This is a genomic window from Flavobacterium sp., from assembly GCF_036782315.1.
In the GTDB taxonomy this organism is placed as follows: domain Bacteria; phylum Bacteroidota; class Bacteroidia; order Flavobacteriales; family Flavobacteriaceae; genus Flavobacterium.
Genome location: NZ_DAIPZK010000010.1, coordinates 40,906 through 57,884 on the forward strand (window position 1 = coordinate 40,906; position 16,979 = coordinate 57,884).

The 16,979-nt window shown below is 31.6% G+C and carries 19 protein-coding genes; 9 read left to right on the forward strand and 10 right to left on the reverse strand.

All coding sequences use genetic code 11. The features are described from left to right. Positions 1–10 precede the first annotated feature (10 nt). The 4 genes from V7P59_RS09530 to V7P59_RS09545 all read left to right on the forward strand — a co-directional run bounded on the left by V7P59_RS09530 (position 11) and on the right by V7P59_RS09545 (position 4,207). Positions 11–361: a 6-phosphogluconate dehydrogenase gene (locus tag V7P59_RS09530; RefSeq protein WP_333809934.1), complete on the forward strand. Its 351-nt coding sequence runs from the start codon at positions 11–13 to the stop codon at positions 359–361. Positions 362–368: 7 nt separating this feature from the next. Next, positions 369–920, forward strand: a complete 552-nt coding sequence (locus tag V7P59_RS09535) for an acyl-CoA thioesterase (protein WP_333809935.1) — start codon at positions 369–371, stop codon at positions 918–920. 75 nt (positions 921–995) lie between these two features. Beyond that, the gene (locus tag V7P59_RS09540; protein ID WP_333809936.1) at positions 996–2,117 is read left to right on the forward strand and encodes a hypothetical protein; all 1,122 of its coding nucleotides are present in this window, start codon (positions 996–998) and stop codon (positions 2,115–2,117) included. Positions 2,118–2,146: 29 nt separating this feature from the next. Then, on the forward strand, positions 2,147–4,207 hold the full coding sequence (locus tag V7P59_RS09545; protein ID WP_333809937.1) for an FG-GAP-like repeat-containing protein: 2,061 nt from the start codon (positions 2,147–2,149) through the stop codon (positions 4,205–4,207). 69 nt (positions 4,208–4,276) lie between these two features. Here the strand turns inward: V7P59_RS09545 and V7P59_RS09550 are convergent, their stop codons facing one another. From V7P59_RS09550 to V7P59_RS09565, 4 genes are read right to left on the reverse strand one after another with little or no spacing between them, the layout of a single operon-like run. Next, a complete protein-coding gene (locus tag V7P59_RS09550) occupies positions 4,277–5,173 on the reverse strand; it encodes a DUF5777 family beta-barrel protein (protein WP_333809938.1) in 897 nt (298 codons plus the stop codon). A gap of 27 nt (positions 5,174–5,200) precedes the next feature. Beyond that, on the reverse strand, positions 5,201–5,977 hold the full coding sequence (locus V7P59_RS09555) for a T9SS type A sorting domain-containing protein (protein WP_333809939.1): 777 nt from the start codon (positions 5,975–5,977) through the stop codon (positions 5,201–5,203). Between the two features lie 6 nt (positions 5,978–5,983). Then, the gene (locus tag V7P59_RS09560) at positions 5,984–6,499 is read right to left on the reverse strand and encodes an ankyrin repeat domain-containing protein (RefSeq protein ID WP_333809940.1); all 516 of its coding nucleotides are present in this window, start codon (positions 6,497–6,499) and stop codon (positions 5,984–5,986) included. Continuing rightward, the gene (locus V7P59_RS09565; RefSeq protein ID WP_333809941.1) at positions 6,496–6,885 is read right to left on the reverse strand and encodes an OB-fold protein; all 390 of its coding nucleotides are present in this window, start codon (positions 6,883–6,885) and stop codon (positions 6,496–6,498) included. The genes V7P59_RS09560 and V7P59_RS09565 overlap by 4 nt, the downstream gene beginning before the upstream one ends. A 65-nt stretch (positions 6,886–6,950) precedes the next feature. Here V7P59_RS09565 and V7P59_RS09570 point away from each other — a divergent pair, with 65 nt between their 5' ends. Genes V7P59_RS09570 through V7P59_RS09580 form a run of 3 tightly spaced genes read left to right on the forward strand, consistent with a single transcriptional unit; the run spans position 6,951 to position 8,583 of the window. After that, positions 6,951–7,313: a cytochrome c gene (locus tag V7P59_RS09570; RefSeq protein WP_333809942.1), complete on the forward strand. Its 363-nt coding sequence runs from the start codon at positions 6,951–6,953 to the stop codon at positions 7,311–7,313. Between the two features lie 15 nt (positions 7,314–7,328). After that, positions 7,329–7,868 carry a YceI family protein gene (locus V7P59_RS09575; RefSeq protein WP_333809943.1) on the forward strand — a complete coding sequence of 180 codons (540 nt, stop codon included), beginning with the start codon at positions 7,329–7,331 and terminating at the stop codon, positions 7,866–7,868. 40 nt (positions 7,869–7,908) lie between these two features. Next, positions 7,909–8,583: a hypothetical protein gene (locus V7P59_RS09580; protein WP_333809944.1), complete on the forward strand. Its 675-nt coding sequence runs from the start codon at positions 7,909–7,911 to the stop codon at positions 8,581–8,583. 101 nt (positions 8,584–8,684) lie between these two features. Here V7P59_RS09580 and carB read toward each other — a convergent pair whose 3' ends face one another. Both carB and rpmH read right to left on the reverse strand, forming a co-directional pair. Then, positions 8,685–11,540 (reverse strand): carbamoyl-phosphate synthase large subunit, encoded by a 2,856-nt coding sequence (gene carB, locus V7P59_RS09585; RefSeq protein ID WP_333809945.1) that lies wholly within the window; start codon positions 11,538–11,540, stop codon positions 8,685–8,687. 171 nt (positions 11,541–11,711) lie between these two features. After that, a complete protein-coding gene (gene rpmH / locus V7P59_RS09590; RefSeq protein ID WP_007136275.1) occupies positions 11,712–11,873 on the reverse strand; it encodes a 50S ribosomal protein L34 in 162 nt (53 codons plus the stop codon). A 165-nt stretch (positions 11,874–12,038) separates the two neighbouring features. Here rpmH and V7P59_RS09595 point away from each other — a divergent pair, with 165 nt between their 5' ends. Next, positions 12,039–12,554, forward strand: a complete 516-nt coding sequence (locus V7P59_RS09595) for a DUF2892 domain-containing protein (protein WP_333809946.1) — start codon at positions 12,039–12,041, stop codon at positions 12,552–12,554. A gap of 46 nt (positions 12,555–12,600) precedes the next feature. Here the strand turns inward: V7P59_RS09595 and V7P59_RS09600 are convergent, their stop codons facing one another. The 3 genes from V7P59_RS09600 to V7P59_RS09610 are packed head-to-tail and all read right to left on the reverse strand — an operon-like array spanning position 12,601 to position 14,537. Beyond that, complete coding sequence (locus tag V7P59_RS09600) at positions 12,601–12,969, reverse strand: sulfite exporter TauE/SafE family protein (RefSeq protein WP_333809997.1); 369 nt, start codon at positions 12,967–12,969, stop codon at positions 12,601–12,603. A gap of 7 nt (positions 12,970–12,976) precedes the next feature. Beyond that, positions 12,977–13,870: a lytic transglycosylase domain-containing protein gene (locus V7P59_RS09605; protein WP_333809947.1), complete on the reverse strand. Its 894-nt coding sequence runs from the start codon at positions 13,868–13,870 to the stop codon at positions 12,977–12,979. A gap of 7 nt (positions 13,871–13,877) precedes the next feature. Beyond that, entirely contained in the window at positions 13,878–14,537 is a 660-nt protein-coding gene (locus V7P59_RS09610; protein WP_333809948.1) for an alpha/beta hydrolase, read from the reverse strand. Positions 14,538–14,590: 53 nt separating this feature from the next. On the opposite strand from V7P59_RS09610, the gene V7P59_RS09615 reads away from it, so the two are divergent. Next, positions 14,591–14,872, forward strand: a complete 282-nt coding sequence (locus V7P59_RS09615) for a GNAT family N-acetyltransferase (protein ID WP_333809949.1) — start codon at positions 14,591–14,593, stop codon at positions 14,870–14,872. Positions 14,873–14,911: 39 nt separating this feature from the next. Here the strand turns inward: V7P59_RS09615 and mtaB are convergent, their stop codons facing one another. After that, positions 14,912–16,240 carry a tRNA (N(6)-L-threonylcarbamoyladenosine(37)-C(2))-methylthiotransferase MtaB gene (gene mtaB, locus V7P59_RS09620; RefSeq protein ID WP_333809950.1) on the reverse strand — a complete coding sequence of 443 codons (1,329 nt, stop codon included), beginning with the start codon at positions 16,238–16,240 and terminating at the stop codon, positions 14,912–14,914. Positions 16,241–16,979: the final 739 nt, after the last annotated feature.

Sequence of the window (16,979 nt, forward strand, 5' to 3'; positions counted from 1 at the left end):
AAAGAAAATTATGGTACGAAAAATAATTCTTTACATAGCTTTATCCCTTTCTTTAATTACTGTGGGATATTTTAGTTTTATTTATTATGTACCTTATAGCGAAGGAGTTCGATCGGGCGAATTAATTAAAATTAGTCACAAAGGATTTTTAGTAAAAACTTGGGAAGGAGAATTGAGTCAAGGAATTTCAGGAGCTCAAATTTTTTCTTTTTCCGTTATGGAAGATGAAGTTATTATCATTGAAGATTTAAAAAAGTGGCAAGGAAAAAAGGTAACATTAGAATACGAAGAACGTTATAAAACATTCTTTTGGTGGGGCGATACGCGCTATTTTGTAACCAAAGTTTCACTCGAAAAATAATTAAATTATGGAAACGGCCAACACTGTTGAAGCTTCAAAAATTACTCTTTCAGAATTAATGCTTCCATCCCACTCTAACTTTAGTGGAAAAATTCACGGTGGGTATTTATTAAAACTAATGGACCAAATTGCGTTTGCTTGTGCTTCGAAATATTCGGGTTGCTATTGTGTTACGGCTTCGGTGGATACGGTTGATTTTTTGAATCCGGTTGATGTAGGCGAATTGGTTACTTTAAAAGCCTCAGTAAATTATGTTGGAAATACTTCAATGATTGTAGGGATTCGAGTGACTTCAGAAGACATTCGAACTGGAATCGTTAAACATTGTAATTCCAGCTATTTTACAATGGTTGCAAAAGACGATCAAGGAAATAATGTAAAAGTACCTCGTTTAATTTTATCAAACATGAATGAAGTTAGGCGCTTTTACGATGGAATTAACCGCATCAATAATAAAAAGAAACATAAAGAATTAGAACATAATTTTGATTATAAATCAAAAGAAGCATTGAAAAATTTGAAAAATTTTAATGTGGTACTTTCAGAAAAACTATTATAATTTAATTAAAAAATCAACAGTGTTTTGAAAAAAAAGTTATATTTGTTTTAAACAAAACAAACAAAATATAACTAAATGATAAAAAAATACTCTATTTACCTTATTATTATCAGCATCTCTCTTCTTATTTATGCGTGTACAGACGAAAATGATGAAGAATACACTCCCGTTTCACCGGTAACTGTTGATTTAACCCAAGTTCCTTATACTAACCTATCGCAATATCATTTTTTTGAAGGAGAAATGAAAAATCAAATTCCTTCATTAAATGTTATTCCTTATGAGCCTATTTCTTCTCTTTTTACCGATTATGCCCATAAAAAAAGATTTGTATGGATGCCAAACGGAACAAAAGCTACCTTTAATGGTGATGATGAAATTTTAGATTTACCTGTGGGTTCGGCTATAATAAAAACTTTTTATTATGATAATGTACAACCATCCAATACAACAAAAATAATCGAAACTCGAGTTATGATTCGAAAATCTGACGGTTGGATTTTTGCTGATTATGTATGGAACGATAGTCAAACTGAAGCAGTTCTTGACATGAATGGAAGTACAAAAAATATCACATTTAAAGATGACAATAATATTACTAGAAATGTAGATTACAGAATTCCTAACGAAGTACAATGTATCGTTTGTCATAAAACTAAAAACTATGAAAACGGAAATTATGTACAAAAAAACATTCCTATTGGTATAAAGCCACAAAATCTGAATAAAAATTTCAATTATGGTATCGAAACCAAAAACCAACTAACCAAGTGGATAGAATTAGGTAAACTGACTAATAATTTTTCGTTGCCAACAGAGGCAAATACTATTGTAAACTACAACGATAATACCCAACCGCTGGAAAAAAGAGTTCGTTCTTATTTTGATATTAATTGTGCTCATTGTCATAAAGAACACGGCCATTGTGATTATAGACCCATGCGTTTTGCCTTTTCTGAAACCAATAATAACCGTACAAATATGGGAGTTTGTGTTGATACTCAAGATATGCAAAATTTTGAACCCGCACTTTCAAAGATTGTAACTCCTGGTAATATCTATCGTTCAATGTTATATTATAGACTAAATACGATGGATGAAACTTATAGAATGCCTTTACATGGAAGAACTTTAATTCATGATGAAGGGGTACAACTAGTGGAAGAATGGATTAATTCCTTAACACCTTGTAACTAATACGAACTACTAATTTAAACAATACGATTATGAAAAAAATTACTCAATACACCTTGTTTTTGCTATTTTTTTCAGTTATAACGCTAGCGCAAGATACCTGTAGTGGTGCTTCACCTATAACTACTCCTGGAATTTATGCTGTTGGAATTATAAATGGAACCGCACCCACCACTTTTTGTGCTCCTAATGGCGCTATCCCATCAGCAAATATACCTGCCGGAGAATGGTTTTCTTATACCCCTACTCAAAATTTCTCTATCACTATAACATCTGATATTGCTGCAAATACACCAAGAAAAGACACAAGAGTTCATATTTACACTGGTAATTGCTCATCGCTAACCTGTGTTGCTGGTGATGACGATTCAGGTTCTGGATATTCTTCTGTTGTAAATTTAAATGTTACAGCAGGTACAACTTATTATATCGTTTGGGACAACAGATGGTTAAATACAACCAACAACACAGGTTTTAGTTTTCAACTTTCTGAAAGTACAATTATTATTCCAACTACTCCTATAACTTATACAACACAAACTGTTTCTACAATTAACAGCCAATACAACATTTGTGTAGTGGATATGAATGGAGATTATAAAGATGATATTGTAGGAATTAGTGCATCAAACATGAGAGTTCATTACCAAACCAATACACCCGGCACCTATACCATTACAGATTACCCATTATCTGGGACAGTTTTATTACCGAACTGGAGTATGGCAGCAGGAGATTACAACAAAGACGGATTTAACGATATTGTCTTAGGTAACGGAAGTGGAGCAACCATTCTAACTTCAAATAGTACTGGCACCGCTTATACAGTAAATACTCCCGGACAATATATTTTCTCACAAAGAACAAACTTTTCTGATTTAAATAATGATGGAAATTTAGATATTTTCGTTTGTCACGATATTGCTCCTAGTTGTTATTATCTAAATAATGGAAGTGAAGGATTAACATTCTATCAATCAACCGTAACTCCAGGAGCAATGAATATAGCTACCTCAACAGGAAATTACGCCACACTATTCACAGATTTTGATAACGATGGAGATACTGATGTTTTTGTTTCAAAATGTTCAGGACCTCCATGTGAATTATATCGTAATGATGGAAATGGTGTATATACTAATATCTCAGCAATTGCAGGTATAAACATCACGCCTATTCAAACTTGGTCATCTGCTATAGCCGATTTTGATAATGATGGTGATATGGATATTATAATTACAGCAAGTTCAGGAACACACAAATTTTTCAGAAATAATTTAGACACTTCTAACAATACCGAAGAAGCCTATTCAAATATTACCGTTGGTTCTGGTTGGGATACTAATACTTCAACAAATACAGACAATATAGCTTATGATTTTGATAACGATGGTAAAGTAGATGTTTTAGGAGGAGGAAATAAAATTATGTTCAATCAAGGAAATAATGTTTTTGCTCCCGTTACTTATACTGGATTAACAGTTTCAGGAGTGGGTGATTTAAACAATGATGGTTTTTTAGATTTTCAAAGCGGTACAACAATAAGATATGCGGTTCCAAATGGAAACAATTGGATTAAATTTAATTTGCAAGGAATTCAAAGTAACCGAAATGGTATTGGGGCTAGAGTTGAAATCTATGGTTCATTTGGCAAACAAATTAGAGATATAAGAAGTGGTGAAGGATTTAGACATATGAGTACCTTAAATGCCCATTTCGGGTTAGGAACAGCTACTTCTATTAATCAAGTAGTAGTAATTTGGCCTTCAGGAGTTGTAGATGTTATTAACAATCCTAATATAAATCAAGCATTAACAGTTATTGAAGGTTCTAGCCCATTAAGTGTTGCTGATAATAGTTCAAACACTATTATGTTATATCCAAATCCTGCAAGTGATATGATAACACTTTCAAATACCGAAATGTTCGAAATTAAAAATATAACTATTATATCCACATTAGGAAAAACAGTAAAAGAAGTACAACTTTCTAATTCTAGTTTTTCAGTTTCAGAATTAGCGCAAGGTGTTTATATTTTATCGGTTGAAACCACTGATGGAAAAAAATATTTGAAAAATTTCATTAAAAAATAATTTTCCTAAATATAAAAAAAGCTGATTCAGAATATTGAATCAGCTTTTTTTATGAAGACAAATTTAGGTTTAAAAAACTCTTACCAAATTAAATCCGAAACCAAATTCTCCTTTTGTCCAATCACCGACAGTTTGTCCTAAATACCCTGTTTCATGCATAGCGGTAGCGTTTGTAAAATGCATTTGAAAAACGTGACCTCCTGTTTCTAAATCAAAGCCTATTGATAAGGGATTTTTATAAATCGATTCACTTGCTCTATTTAAATGTGCAGCATAATCAATATTAAACGACCAACGTTTAGTTAGTTTATAACGTCCACCTAATCCAATAGCGTATTGTGTATTGTCTTGTGGATTTGGAGAAATCACCATATTATTTTCATCTAAAATATCACGTAAAGTATTTTCATGGAAAATAGTTGGAGCCAATTCTAAAGACAATTTTTCTGAAAATTTTCGAGAAATTAAGAGTTGAGTCACATAACTCAATCGATTTTCAAACTTCAATTTCGGATAATCTTTTTCTTTTAGCTCAGTATTAATAGCAATACTATTGAATCCGACAATTGTAACCGGAAAATCATTTTCACCTTGAGAAAACAATCGATACTTCCCTGCAAGATCATAAGTTTCTTGAAACCCACTTCTCGACACATGAACAGTTAACCAATCGTTTACTCCATATAAAAATTTTAATTGAGTATTGGCATTATCCAAACCAAAAAAATCGTCAAAACCATTTTCCACAAATCCAAAACGATGAGCTACTATAAAATAAAAATCACCTTTAGCTGCAAGCTTTGTAGATTCTAAATTCACTATTTTTAATGATTTAAATGCTGATTCAACTTTTTGATTTTTAGGAACTGAATCAATTTCGTTTAATAAATCATCTTGTGCATAAAATGCATAAGGGAAAATAAATAATGATAAAATTTTAATGTAATTTTTCTTTTTCAATAGCATACTTAATCAATTTTTAGTAACAAATCATCAGTTTACAATTACTTTTTTCCAAGACTTATCTGTATCATTTTGAAGTTCAAGCAAGTAAACTCCAGTTTGTAATCCAGTTATGTTTACGAATACATTTTCTGCAAAATCAGTTACTTCAATTGTCTTGATAAAAGCACCTGTATGACTATATACGTTTATTTTAGTCAAATAGGTTTTCGTTGCAATTGTAAAATCTCCATTACTTGGGTTAGGAAACAATTTGGAGTCATTCAAAGAAAAAGTTTCTGTTCCAAGAGTGAATGCTGTATCTAAAGCAAGTCCTCTATTTGCAGCTCCATGATAGCTCAAGGCAAACGAAGCCGAACCATGTCGTGCCCAGGCCAAATCAATATTCGTATTGGCGAAATTAAAAGTGTAATCATTAGCGTCACCAGTACTAAAAGCTCGTGTAGCTACAATTGTTCTTAGCCCAGCACTTGGCGAATTATTTGTATTTGAAGTTATTGTCCAATTGTTAACCCCGTCATCTGTAGGTGTACTTCCAATACCATTATGTCTTGCATCTACTAAAGTTGTATTATTCCAATAAACTAAATCAGACCCTGCTTCCATTCCTCCGGTAAAAGAACCAAATTGCAATGAAAACCATCTGTCATTAGGTCCTGTAAGTGTTAAAGTAACTAAAGATGTTCCACTATCTAAGGTTAAATTTGCTTTAACATTTGTAGATAAATCAAGTAAACCAGTAGTTTTTTGTTGGGAAAAGAGGGACACAAACCCCAACAGAAGTAAAAATGTAATTTTGTTTTTCATAGCTAATTATTTTAAAAGATTAATAATTTCATCATTTTTTGATAAAACGGCATATTCAAAAGCCGTTTTTCCTTCTGCATCAATAATTAATTTATTTGCCCCGTAGCGTAATAATAAATTAACGATTTTAGCATTTTTAAATTGAACAGCATACATTAAGGCGGTTATTCCTTTTTCATTCGTTAAATTTGGATCAGCTTTAAGCTTTAACAACTTCTCAACCAATTTATCATTTCCTTTTACTGTTGCTGCCATCAATACTGTTCCTTCTGGCGATATGTAATTAATTTCTGCATTGTTATTTAACAAAAAGTTAACCATGTCTTCATTTCCATTGTAACAAGCTAAAATTAATGGTGAAAACTTATATTGATTCACTTCATTGATGCAATTAGGATGTGTTTGCAAATAAGTTTGAGCATCAACTATAGAACCTTTTCTTGCAATAGAAAAAAATGGTGACTCTTGAGAAAAGCTCAACATACAAAAAAGTCCTAAAAAGAATAAAAAATAGTATCTCATAATCTAACAGGTGTACATTCATCCATTTTAAACTCTTCTAACAAATCATCGTATCCAATAAATCTTCCTTTTAATTGTATAGAATCATTAACTTTTAATCCCATAGGTTTTTCTTTTAGTATTGCAGAAACAGAACCATCAATATAAATACAATTTGTTATTAAATCTATACTTGAAATTTTTCCGTATATAACAATAGTTTTATCTAAATACTTTGCATTTGAGAGACTATCATTTTGAGAAAAATCTGATTTTAAATTATCAACAGAAAGCACATAAGATTCCTTTTCATCAGCTATGTTTCTATGCTTTTTATAAATAAAATTATACATCAAAAGAGCTCCTAGTATAAAAAAAATTAAAAATATTAACAACTTTTTTTTCATATTAAAACTTTATAAACAAATTTAATAAAAATTATCTAACTTTACTTATATTTTTCACACAAGCTATGAAAAACAGAATTTACATTTTATCAATTTTAAGTTGTATAACTTTTAATAGTTGCACAACTGATAGTGTTTCTGACTTAGAAGACACTCAAAATGAAGGTGCTATAACTTATACTACAAGAGTTAAAGCTATAATTGACAACAATTGTGTTCGCTGTCATGCCTCTGTTCCTGTAAATGGAGCACCCATGTCATTAACTACATACGAAAATGTTAAAGATGCAGTTTTAAATCGAAATTTAATAGATCGAATTTCAAGAGCAGAAGGGAGTTCAGGAGCTATGCCATTAGGTGGTCCACGACTCACTCAAAACAATATTGATGCAATAAACGAATGGGCAAATACAAACTTTCCCCGTTAAATAAACTATCATATTATGAAAACTAAAATTATTACCATCTTACTGTTTATTAGCTATATTTCAATAGCTCAAGATAAAATACTAACTAAAACAGGCACCATTACTTTTGAAGCTTCAGTACCTTCGTTTGAAGAAGTAAAAGCAACAAATTCCGGTGCTTCTTGTGTTGTAAATACTAAAACAGGTGAAATTGCTTCATTAGCCTTAATGAAAGGTTTTCGGTTTAAAGTAGCTTTAATGGAGGAACATTTTAATGAAAATTATGTAGAAAGTGATAAATTTCCGAAAGCAACTTTTAAAGGAAAAATTGAAGATTTTGATATTACTAAAATTTCTACTACTCCCAACAATTACAACATCAAAGGAAAATTAGAACTACACGGAAAATTGAAAGACATTTCAATAACTGCTAAAATTAAAAAAGTAAAAGATGGTATAGAAATTGTTTCTGATTTCATACTAAATTCAGATGACTTCGACATTGAAATCCCGAGTGTTGTTAGCAAAAAAGTAACCAAAAAAGTAAATGTACGATTTGAATTTGTATTGAAATAGTATTTTATTATATTTACACTATTAACAAACAAAAAATAAAATGAAAAAAATCACACAAATTGCATTAACTGCCTTGTTATTTGTAGGAATTACAGCCAATGCACAAACACAATTAAAAAAAGGGTCTGTAACGTATAGCATGACATTGCCAGATGCTGGTGAAGAAATGGCTGCAATGGGAGAAAGCACTATTACTGTTCATTTTAACGAAACTATGCAAGCTACTGATATGAGTATGATGGGCGGCATGATGCTAATGAAAACTATTATTCCAGTTGCAAATAAAAAAGATACTAAAATGACAATGGAAGTAATGGGCATGAAATATGAAATTACAGACATAGGAGAAGAAGCATCAAAAAATGCTAGTGGACTAAGTAATTTAGATGAAGCAAAAGAGATTGTTTACGATAAAAAAGATACTAAAGAAATTGCAGGATTTAAATGCTACAAAGCCACTATAACCATGAACGATGGATCAAAAAGTATTTTCTATGTTACGGATGCCATTGCACCACAAGCAGGAACAGCTGCTGAGGCAAAAGTAAAACTTACTGGTTATCCATTACAAATGACAGTTCCTACACAGCAAGGAAATATGGTCATGACAGCAACAAAATTTTCAAAAGATATTCCTGCCGATGCTTTTAAAGTAGGTGAAGGTTTTACAAAAATAACTAAAGAAGAGTTTCAAAAACAAATGGGTGGTATGTAATACCTTCTATTTTTAAGATATAAAAGTACTGCGAAAGCGAGGAATTACATTCCATGTCTAAAATAAAAAAAATCCCAATCTTTCGATTGGGATTTTCTTTATTACTTTGTTAAGTACATTTTTCTTCTTGAGTACAAATCGTAGAATTGATCGTCTTTTAAATCATCGATAAACAAGATGCTTTCTCCGGTTGACTTCATTTCTGGCCCTAATGCTTTATTTACATTAGGAAATTTACTGAAAGAGAAAACGGGTTGTTTTATTGCATATCCGTTTAATTTCGGATTAAAAGTAAAATCAGTTACTTTGTTGTGACCTAACATTACTTTTGTTGCGTAATTTACATACGGTTCGCCATACGCTTTTGCAATAAATGGAACCGTACGAGATGCTCTTGGATTCGCTTCAATGATATAAACCGTATCGTCTTTTATAGCAAACTGAATGTTGATTAACCCAACCGTTTTTAAAGCTACCGCAATTTTCTTTGTATGATCTTTGATTTGTTGCATCACAAACTCACCTAAGTTAAAAGGAGGCAAAGTTGCGTTACTATCTCCCGAGTGAACTCCACAAGGCTCAATGTGTTCCATAATTCCTATGATGTACACATTGCCATCAGCATCGCAAATCGCATCTGCTTCAGCTTCGATAGCGCCATCTAAATAATGGTCTAACAACAATTTATTATTTGGAATATGTTTTAAAATTTCGATAACGTGCTCTTCTAACTCTTGTTTGTTGATGACAATTTTCATGCCTTGACCTCCTAATACATACGATGGTCTTACTAAAAGTGGAAAATCTAAAGTGTCGGCTAGTTTTACAGCTTCTTCAGCATTTTCTGCTACTCCAAATCTTGGAAAAGGAATATTTAATTCAGTTAACAATTCTGAGAATCTTCCTCTATCTTCTGCTAAATCTAGAGCATCAAAAGAAGTTCCGATGATTTTGATTCCGTATTTAGCTAATTTTTCTGCTAATTTTAAAGCAGTTTGTCCACCTAACTGAACAATTACACCTTCTGGTTTTTCGTGTTGGATGATATCGTAAATATGTTCCCAAAAAACAGGTTCGAAATATAATTTATCTGCCGTATCAAAATCGGTTGAAACCGTTTCTGGATTACAGTTGATCATAATGGTTTCGTAACCACATTCTTTGGCAGCCAGAACTCCGTGAACACATGAATAATCGAACTCAATTCCTTGCCCAATTCTATTTGGTCCTGAACCTAAAACCACTACTTTTTTCTTATCGGTAACAATACTTTCGTTATGAACATATTTGGTTCCGTCAGCTTTTTCAATTTCGGCTTCAAAAGTCGAGTAGAAATAAGGTGTTACCGCTTTGAATTCGGCAGCACAAGTATCTACTAATTTGTAAACACGTTTGATGTTTTGCTCTTCACGCAATTTATGTACTTGACTTTCCAAACAACCCATCATGTGGGCAATTTGACGGTCTCCGTATCCTTTCTGTTTTGCTTCTAACAGCAATTCTCTTGGTAAAGTATCAATTTTATAATTCGAAATTTCTTTCTCTAAATGGAATAATTCTTCGTATTGTTTCAAGAACCACATATCGATTTTAGTAATCTCGTGAATTCTACTCAACGGAATTCCCATTGCAATGGCATCATAGATTACGAAAACTCTATCCCAACTCGCGAAAGTTAATTTCTCGATGATTTGTTCGTAGTTTTTATAACCTTTTCCGTCTGCTCCTAATCCGTTACGTTTGATTTCAAGCGACTGAGTAGCCTTGTGAAGCGCTTCTTGGAACGAACGTCCAATTCCCATAACTTCTCCAACCGATTTCATTTGAAGCCCTAACGTTCTATCAGACCCTTCAAATTTATCGAAGTTCCATCTTGGTATTTTTACGATTACATAATCTAACGTTGGTTCAAATAAAGCCGAAGTTGATTTTGTAATTTGATTTTGTAATTCATCTAAGTTATATCCTAAAGCTAATTTCGTTGCGATTTTTGCAATTGGATAACCTGTTGCTTTTGACGCTAATGCCGAAGAACGTGATACACGAGGATTGATTTCAATCGCCACGATATCTTCCTTATCATCAGGAGAAACTGCAAATTGTACGTTACAACCTCCAGCAAAATTTCCGATAGAGCGCATCATTAAAATCGCCATATCACGCATTTTTTGGAAAGTTGTATCTGATAATGTCATCGCAGGCGCCACTGTAATCGAATCTCCAGTATGAATTCCCATTGGGTCCATATTTTCAATGGTACAGATGATTACCACGTTATCGTTTTTATCGCGAAGCAACTCTAATTCATATTCTTTCCAACCTAACAAAGCTTTATCAATCAATACTTCGTGAATTGGAGAAGCTTCTAAACCACGTGTCAATAAATCGTCGAAATCTTCTTTCTTGTGTACGAAAGCAGCACCTGTTCCTCCAAGAGTAAACGAAGGGCGAATAACCAAGGGAAAACCAAACTCTTGTGCAATTTCTTTTCCTTTTAAGAATGAATTAGCTGTTTTAGCAGGCGCTTGAGGAATTCCAATTTGATTTAAAAGTACTTTAAACTTTTCTCTATCTTCAGTAATGTTGATGGCATTGATATCAACACCTATTAATTGCACTCCAAAATCTTTCCAAATTCCTTTTTCATCAGCTTCAATTGCTAAGTTAAGCGCTGTTTGCCCACCCATTGTTGGTAAAACTGCATCAATTTGTGGATGCGCTTTTAAAATTTCAATGATTGATTTTGTGGTTAGTGGTTTTAAATAAACATGATCCGCCATTGATGGGTCGGTCATGATAGTTGCCGGGTTTGAGTTAATTAAGATAACTTCAATTCCTTCTTCCTTTAATGAACGAGCAGATTGAGAACCTGCATAGTCAAATTCGCAAGCTTGACCAATAACAATAGGTCCAGATCCAATAATTAAAACCGATTTGATTGTGGTGTCTTTAGGCATTGTGTGTTGTTTTGTTGTTGTGGGTTGTAGTTATATTGCGATTATAAAATTACTAATTTTCAAAGGTTTGCACTCAATCGAACTTCAAAACTTATCAAATTTTATAAACAGTTTAAAAAAAAGCCGCTACTAATAAAAGTAACGGCTGATATATTGTTTTAAGCTAAAACATTATTTTTTGTGTCTTGGTTCACAAGAAACAGTTAATTTATGTCTTCCTTTAGCTCTTCTACGAGCAAGCACTTTTCTTCCATTTGCAGAAGCCATTCTATCCATGAAACCGTGCTTATTTCTTCTTTTTCTTTTTGATGGTTGAAACGTTCTCTTACTCATTGTAGTATCTTTTAAAATCTATAAATAAAAATCTTTTTAAACTCATAGGTTTCCTTTCCTGAAAACCGAGTGCAAATATACAAAGACTTTTTTCATTCGCAAGTACTTTTTTAAAAATATTTTTAATTGATTTTATTACCTTTGCATCAAACAAAAAATAACAATATGTTTCACAAAAATATCAAATTAGTTTTAGCAGCCTTAGTTATAGCCTTCGGGATTTATCAATTCACAGAAAATAATATTGGTAATGGTATCTTTTTATTATTATTTTCTACTATTTTTATTTTCTTATACTTTAAAAATGAATTTATTTTATTAGCGTTTTTAAAATTAAGAAAACAAGATTTTCCAGGAGCTCAGAAATGGTTATCTTACATTAAGAATCCAGAAGGAGCGTTAGTAAAAAAGCAACAAGGTTATTTTAATTATTTGCATGGATTAATGGTTTCACAAACTAATTTAATTGAAGCTGAAAAATATTTCAAAAAAGCAATTTCACTTGGTTTATCTATGGATCAAGATTTAGCTTTAGCAAAATTACAATTGGCAGGTATTGCAATGACCAGAAGAAGAAAAATGGAAGCTACCAATTTATTGAACGAAGCTAAAAAATTAGACAAACAAAATATGTTGAAAGATCAAATAAAAATGATGAAAGAACAAATGAAAAAAATGTAATTCATTCGTTTGCAAAAAACAAAAGCACCTTTCTTGGGTGCTTTTTTTATTTTCCTAATAACATTTTTCCTGCAATTAATAGTAAAATAAACCCAAATACTTTTTTTAGCATTTTTTGGTCTAAACCAACCGCAATTTTACTTCCAAAATAACCTCCTATAACAAAAAATAAAGCGATAATTCCGACGTAACGCCAGTCTATAAATCCTTCTTTGTGATAGGTATAAACCGCAACCGCTGTAACAGGAACCACTAAAACAGCTAAACTTGTTCCTTGTGCTTGATGTTGATTAAATCCTAAAAACAACACTAATAAGGGCACCATAACAACACCTCCACCTACTCCAACTAGTCCGCTAAGAATACCTGCTAAAACACCAATTAATACTAAAGACAAAACTACTTGAATATCCATTGAACGTTTATTGTTTGTGATATCCTGAAGTTGGAATTTCGATTTCATATTTTTTTCCTGTTGTAACTGTTAATTTTTTATCGCGTAACCAAGGATTGTGAATTTTTAAAATTTTGTAATTCACACCTTGCGTTTTGGCAAACTTTGCTAAATCAGTTATCGTTGTATCAATCATAATCTTTTTTGTTGGAATAGGATAATACAAAGCTTCATTTGGGATTTTAAATCCATATCTTTCTGATTTTGACATGATTTCTTTCAAAGCTAAAATTCGGAATACATAACGTGAAGTTTCTTCGGTTAACAATAAATCATAATAATTATCCACGCCTTGTTCTTCCATTTTCTTTGTAATTCCATTCATTCCACCATTATAAGATGCTGCCGCCAAAGTCCAAGAACCAAATTTTTCTTTCGCGCTTAATAAATATTTACAAGCTGCTTCGGTAGATTTTTCTAAATGATAACGCTCATCTACCTCATCACTAACTTCCATTCCTTTTTCTTTGGCAGTTGCTGGCATAAATTGCCAAACACCTCTAGCTCCAGCTGGAGAAACTGCATTTACCAAACTACTTTCAATAACCGCTAAATATTTGAAATCATCTGGAACTCCATATTTTGCTAAAATGGGTTCAATAACTGGAAAAACTTTATTTGCACGTTTTATGACCAAAGTAGTATTGGTATGATAATTCATATTGGTAATCATTTCTTTGTCTAAACGTTCTTGAACATCAGCCATAAATGTAGGCACTTCTTCTCCTGCAAAGTCCATCTTTAAACTATATCCAACAGGTGAATATTTGGTATCATTTGACACCACACCATAAATAAAAAAACTTCCTAAAATGGCAGTTAATGCTATAATTGCCACTTTTCTTGTCATAAACTTTTTCATCATTTCTTTATTTTAATATTAATTGAGGTAAATTTTCATTCAACCACTTGAACTTATTAATTATCATTATATGAGTTCCTCCTTTTACCACGATACACTTTTCAATGTTCTTAATCGGAAAAACCTCATCTGCATCTCCATGAATATGAATTACTGACTCATTAATGTCTTTTTGTTTCCAACATAATATGGTTTCTATTGCCCAATCCAAATATTGTTTATCACGAACTGACAAATATTTTTCATATAACTTCAATCGCTTAGCAACAATATTATCTCCAAATGCATATTTAACCAATTTTTCAATATCTGCCAAAAGTTGGGTTGGAATTAATTTGTACGCTTTTGTTGTCTTTGCAACTTTAAAACGTTGAGGAAATTCGGTATTCGATTTAACACTTGAAATAATAATCACTTTTCGAACTTTTATTTGCTTTGCTATTTCTTGAACCAAAACTCCACCAAAAGAAACTCCCACTAAGACTGGATTTTCATGTTGAATTTTCTCTGTCATGCGATAGGCATAACTTTCAATACTTTCTTTATTATTGGGCAAAAACCATTCCAAAAAATACATTTCAAACTGGTCTTCTGGTAATTGTATGTTTTCAAAAATTGTAGGGCTTGCTGCCAAACCAGGCATAAAATAAACTGGAATCTTACTCATTACCATTATTTTAAAAAAATTTCGTAATTTTGCACCATATATTGAAAGGCATCATGGAAATCAAAGATAATGAACTTTTAAGACAATTTGAAATTATTACAGAAACTGGGCTAGTTGCAATTGAGTACTCAATACAAGAACGCAAACTATTTTTAACTAAATTTTGCAATAACAATAATGAAGATGAAGAGTTGCACACAGAATTTATTAAAAATGTATTAGAAATTGCCGAGGAACGAAAACTAAAAGTAGTTCCTACACACTCAAAATTCATAAGCTTTTTTAGAAAAAATAGAAGATTTCAAGAAATGTTACCTCCGGGTATTAAAATTTAAATCTAAGAAAAATCCCAAGTTTAAAAACTTGGGATTTTTTTATGCTACAACATTAATAAATTCCATTCTTACACTACCATCTTCATCAATTTTTGTTAATTGAATATCGTGTAAAGTATTTATTAATTCTGGATTCCAAGGTGTTTTTACTTTTACGTAATTTTCGGTAAAACCGTGAATATAACCCTCTTTATTTTCGCTTTCAAATAAAACAGTTCGGTGAGTTCCAATTTGACTTTCGTAAAAAGCTCGTCTTTTCTTAACTGAAAGTCCGCGTAACATTTTACTTCTTTTTGAACGCACGTTCATTGGCACTACCCCATTCATTTCAACTGCTTCGGTATTATCTCTTTCTGAATAAGTAAAAACGTGTAAATAGGAAATATCTAAATCATTTAAGAAATGATAGGTTTCTAAGAAATGTTCGTCGGTTTCACCCGGAAATCCTACAATCACATCAACTCCAATGCAAGCATGAGGCATTACTTCACGAATTTTTGCCACTCTATCTGCATATAATTCACGCATATAACGGCGTTTCATTTTCTTTAAAATATCATTAGACCCTGATTGTAGTGGAATATGAAAATGCGGTACAAATGTTCGACTTTGCGATACAAATTCAATTGTTTCGTTTTTCAATAAATTAGGTTCGATAGAAGAAATTCGCAAACGCTCGATACCTTCTACTTCGTCTAATGCTTTCACTAAATCCAAGAAAGTATGTTCGTGCTTTTTATTTCCGAATTCTCCTTTTCCGTAATCGCCAATATTTACACCTGTTAAAACGATTTCTTTGATACCTTGCTCTGAAATTTCTTTGGCATTTTTTAATACATTTTCTAAGGCATCACTACGAGAAATTCCTCTTGCTAAAGGAATTGTACAATAAGTACATTTATAATCGCAACCATCTTGAACTTTTAAAAACGCACGAGTTCTATCGCCAATTGAATAACTTCCAACATAAAAATCAGCTTCTTCGATCTCGCAGGAATGCACTTCACCCATGTCGTTTTTCGACAAATCGTTTATATAGTCAGTGATTTTGAATTTTTCTGTTGCTCCTAAAACCAAATCCACACCATCAACTGCGGCTAATTCTTCTGGTTTTAATTGAGCATAACAACCTACAGCGGCTACAAATGCTTTATCATTCAGCTTCATCGCTTTTTTAACAATCTGCTTGAATTGTTTATCCGCATTATCAGTAACCGAACAAGTATTAATTACATAAATATCTGCAATTTCTTCGAAATCTACACGTTCAAAACCTTCATTTTGAAAATCACGTGCAATAGTAGACGTTTCTGAGAAGTTCAATTTGCATCCTAAAGTATAGAACGCGACTTTTTTCTTGTTTTCCATATATAAAACTCAATTAATGAAATCGTTGTCAAAAAATTGAGACTGCAAATTTAAAAACAATATTTTATTTATTGGTTTACAAATAAAAAATATACAAATAAAAAAGGCCTAATTTGAAATTAGACCTTTTTACAAAAACTTTAATTTCCCCCTACAGAAATAAAATCTTTTATTATTTGATTCAAAAGTAGAAAAGTTAATACAATCACAACTGTTGAAAGTAATAACTGTAGTTTATTTATTAATAAGTGTTACTTTAATTTCGTATTTGATTTTACAATTTAAAAAAAAATAAAAAAGTCTAGCATTACTGCTAGACCTTCACATGAAAATTATATTATCCCCCAACAGATATATAAAAATTATTTATTACTCAACTAAGGTAAATATCAAAGGATTAGCCACCTAATTAAAAGCTATAAGTGAAATTTTTTTACTTATAACTTCAAAAAAATGATTTTAAAACATAAAAAAGGTCTAACATAGCTGTTAGACCTTAATGAAAAAAATCTTTATTGTCCCCCTACAGAAATAAAAATTCTTATTATTACATGAACGAAATTAATCTACCGAATTCAATCAACCAAATTAATAGTTATAAGTAAAAATATTTTCCGAATAATTTTAAAAACACCAGAAAATGAACTAAATATTTCAAAAAAGAAATAAAAAAGGTCTAACATTGCTGTTAGACCTTAATGAAAAAAATCTTTATTGTCCCCCTACAGAAATAAAAATT

Coding starts and splice junctions, on each gene's coding strand:
- V7P59_RS09530 (WP_333809934.1), top strand. CDS start 11: ATGGTACGAAAAATAATTCTTTACATAGCTTTATCCCTTTCTTTAATT.
- V7P59_RS09535 (WP_333809935.1), top strand. CDS start 369: ATGGAAACGGCCAACACTGTTGAAGCTTCAAAAATTACTCTTTCAGAA.
- V7P59_RS09540 (WP_333809936.1), top strand. CDS start 996: ATGATAAAAAAATACTCTATTTACCTTATTATTATCAGCATCTCTCTT.
- V7P59_RS09545 (WP_333809937.1), top strand. CDS start 2,147: ATGAAAAAAATTACTCAATACACCTTGTTTTTGCTATTTTTTTCAGTT.
- V7P59_RS09550 (WP_333809938.1), bottom strand. CDS start 5,173: ATGCTATTGAAAAAGAAAAATTACATTAAAATTTTATCATTATTTATT.
- V7P59_RS09555 (WP_333809939.1), bottom strand. CDS start 5,977: ATGAAAAACAAAATTACATTTTTACTTCTGTTGGGGTTTGTGTCCCTC.
- V7P59_RS09560 (WP_333809940.1), bottom strand. CDS start 6,499: ATGAGATACTATTTTTTATTCTTTTTAGGACTTTTTTGTATGTTGAGC.
- V7P59_RS09565 (WP_333809941.1), bottom strand. CDS start 6,885: ATGAAAAAAAAGTTGTTAATATTTTTAATTTTTTTTATACTAGGAGCT.
- V7P59_RS09570 (WP_333809942.1), top strand. CDS start 6,951: ATGAAAAACAGAATTTACATTTTATCAATTTTAAGTTGTATAACTTTT.
- V7P59_RS09575 (WP_333809943.1), top strand. CDS start 7,329: ATGAAAACTAAAATTATTACCATCTTACTGTTTATTAGCTATATTTCA.
- V7P59_RS09580 (WP_333809944.1), top strand. CDS start 7,909: ATGAAAAAAATCACACAAATTGCATTAACTGCCTTGTTATTTGTAGGA.
- carB (WP_333809945.1), bottom strand. CDS start 11,540: ATGCCTAAAGACACCACAATCAAATCGGTTTTAATTATTGGATCTGGA.
- rpmH (WP_007136275.1), bottom strand. CDS start 11,873: ATGAGTAAGAGAACGTTTCAACCATCAAAAAGAAAAAGAAGAAATAAG.
- V7P59_RS09595 (WP_333809946.1), top strand. CDS start 12,039: ATGTTTCACAAAAATATCAAATTAGTTTTAGCAGCCTTAGTTATAGCC.
- V7P59_RS09600 (WP_333809997.1), bottom strand. CDS start 12,969: ATGGATATTCAAGTAGTTTTGTCTTTAGTATTAATTGGTGTTTTAGCA.
- V7P59_RS09605 (WP_333809947.1), bottom strand. CDS start 13,870: ATGAAAAAGTTTATGACAAGAAAAGTGGCAATTATAGCATTAACTGCC.
- V7P59_RS09610 (WP_333809948.1), bottom strand. CDS start 14,537: ATGAGTAAGATTCCAGTTTATTTTATGCCTGGTTTGGCAGCAAGCCCT.
- V7P59_RS09615 (WP_333809949.1), top strand. CDS start 14,591: ATGGAAATCAAAGATAATGAACTTTTAAGACAATTTGAAATTATTACA.
- mtaB (WP_333809950.1), bottom strand. CDS start 16,240: ATGGAAAACAAGAAAAAAGTCGCGTTCTATACTTTAGGATGCAAATTG.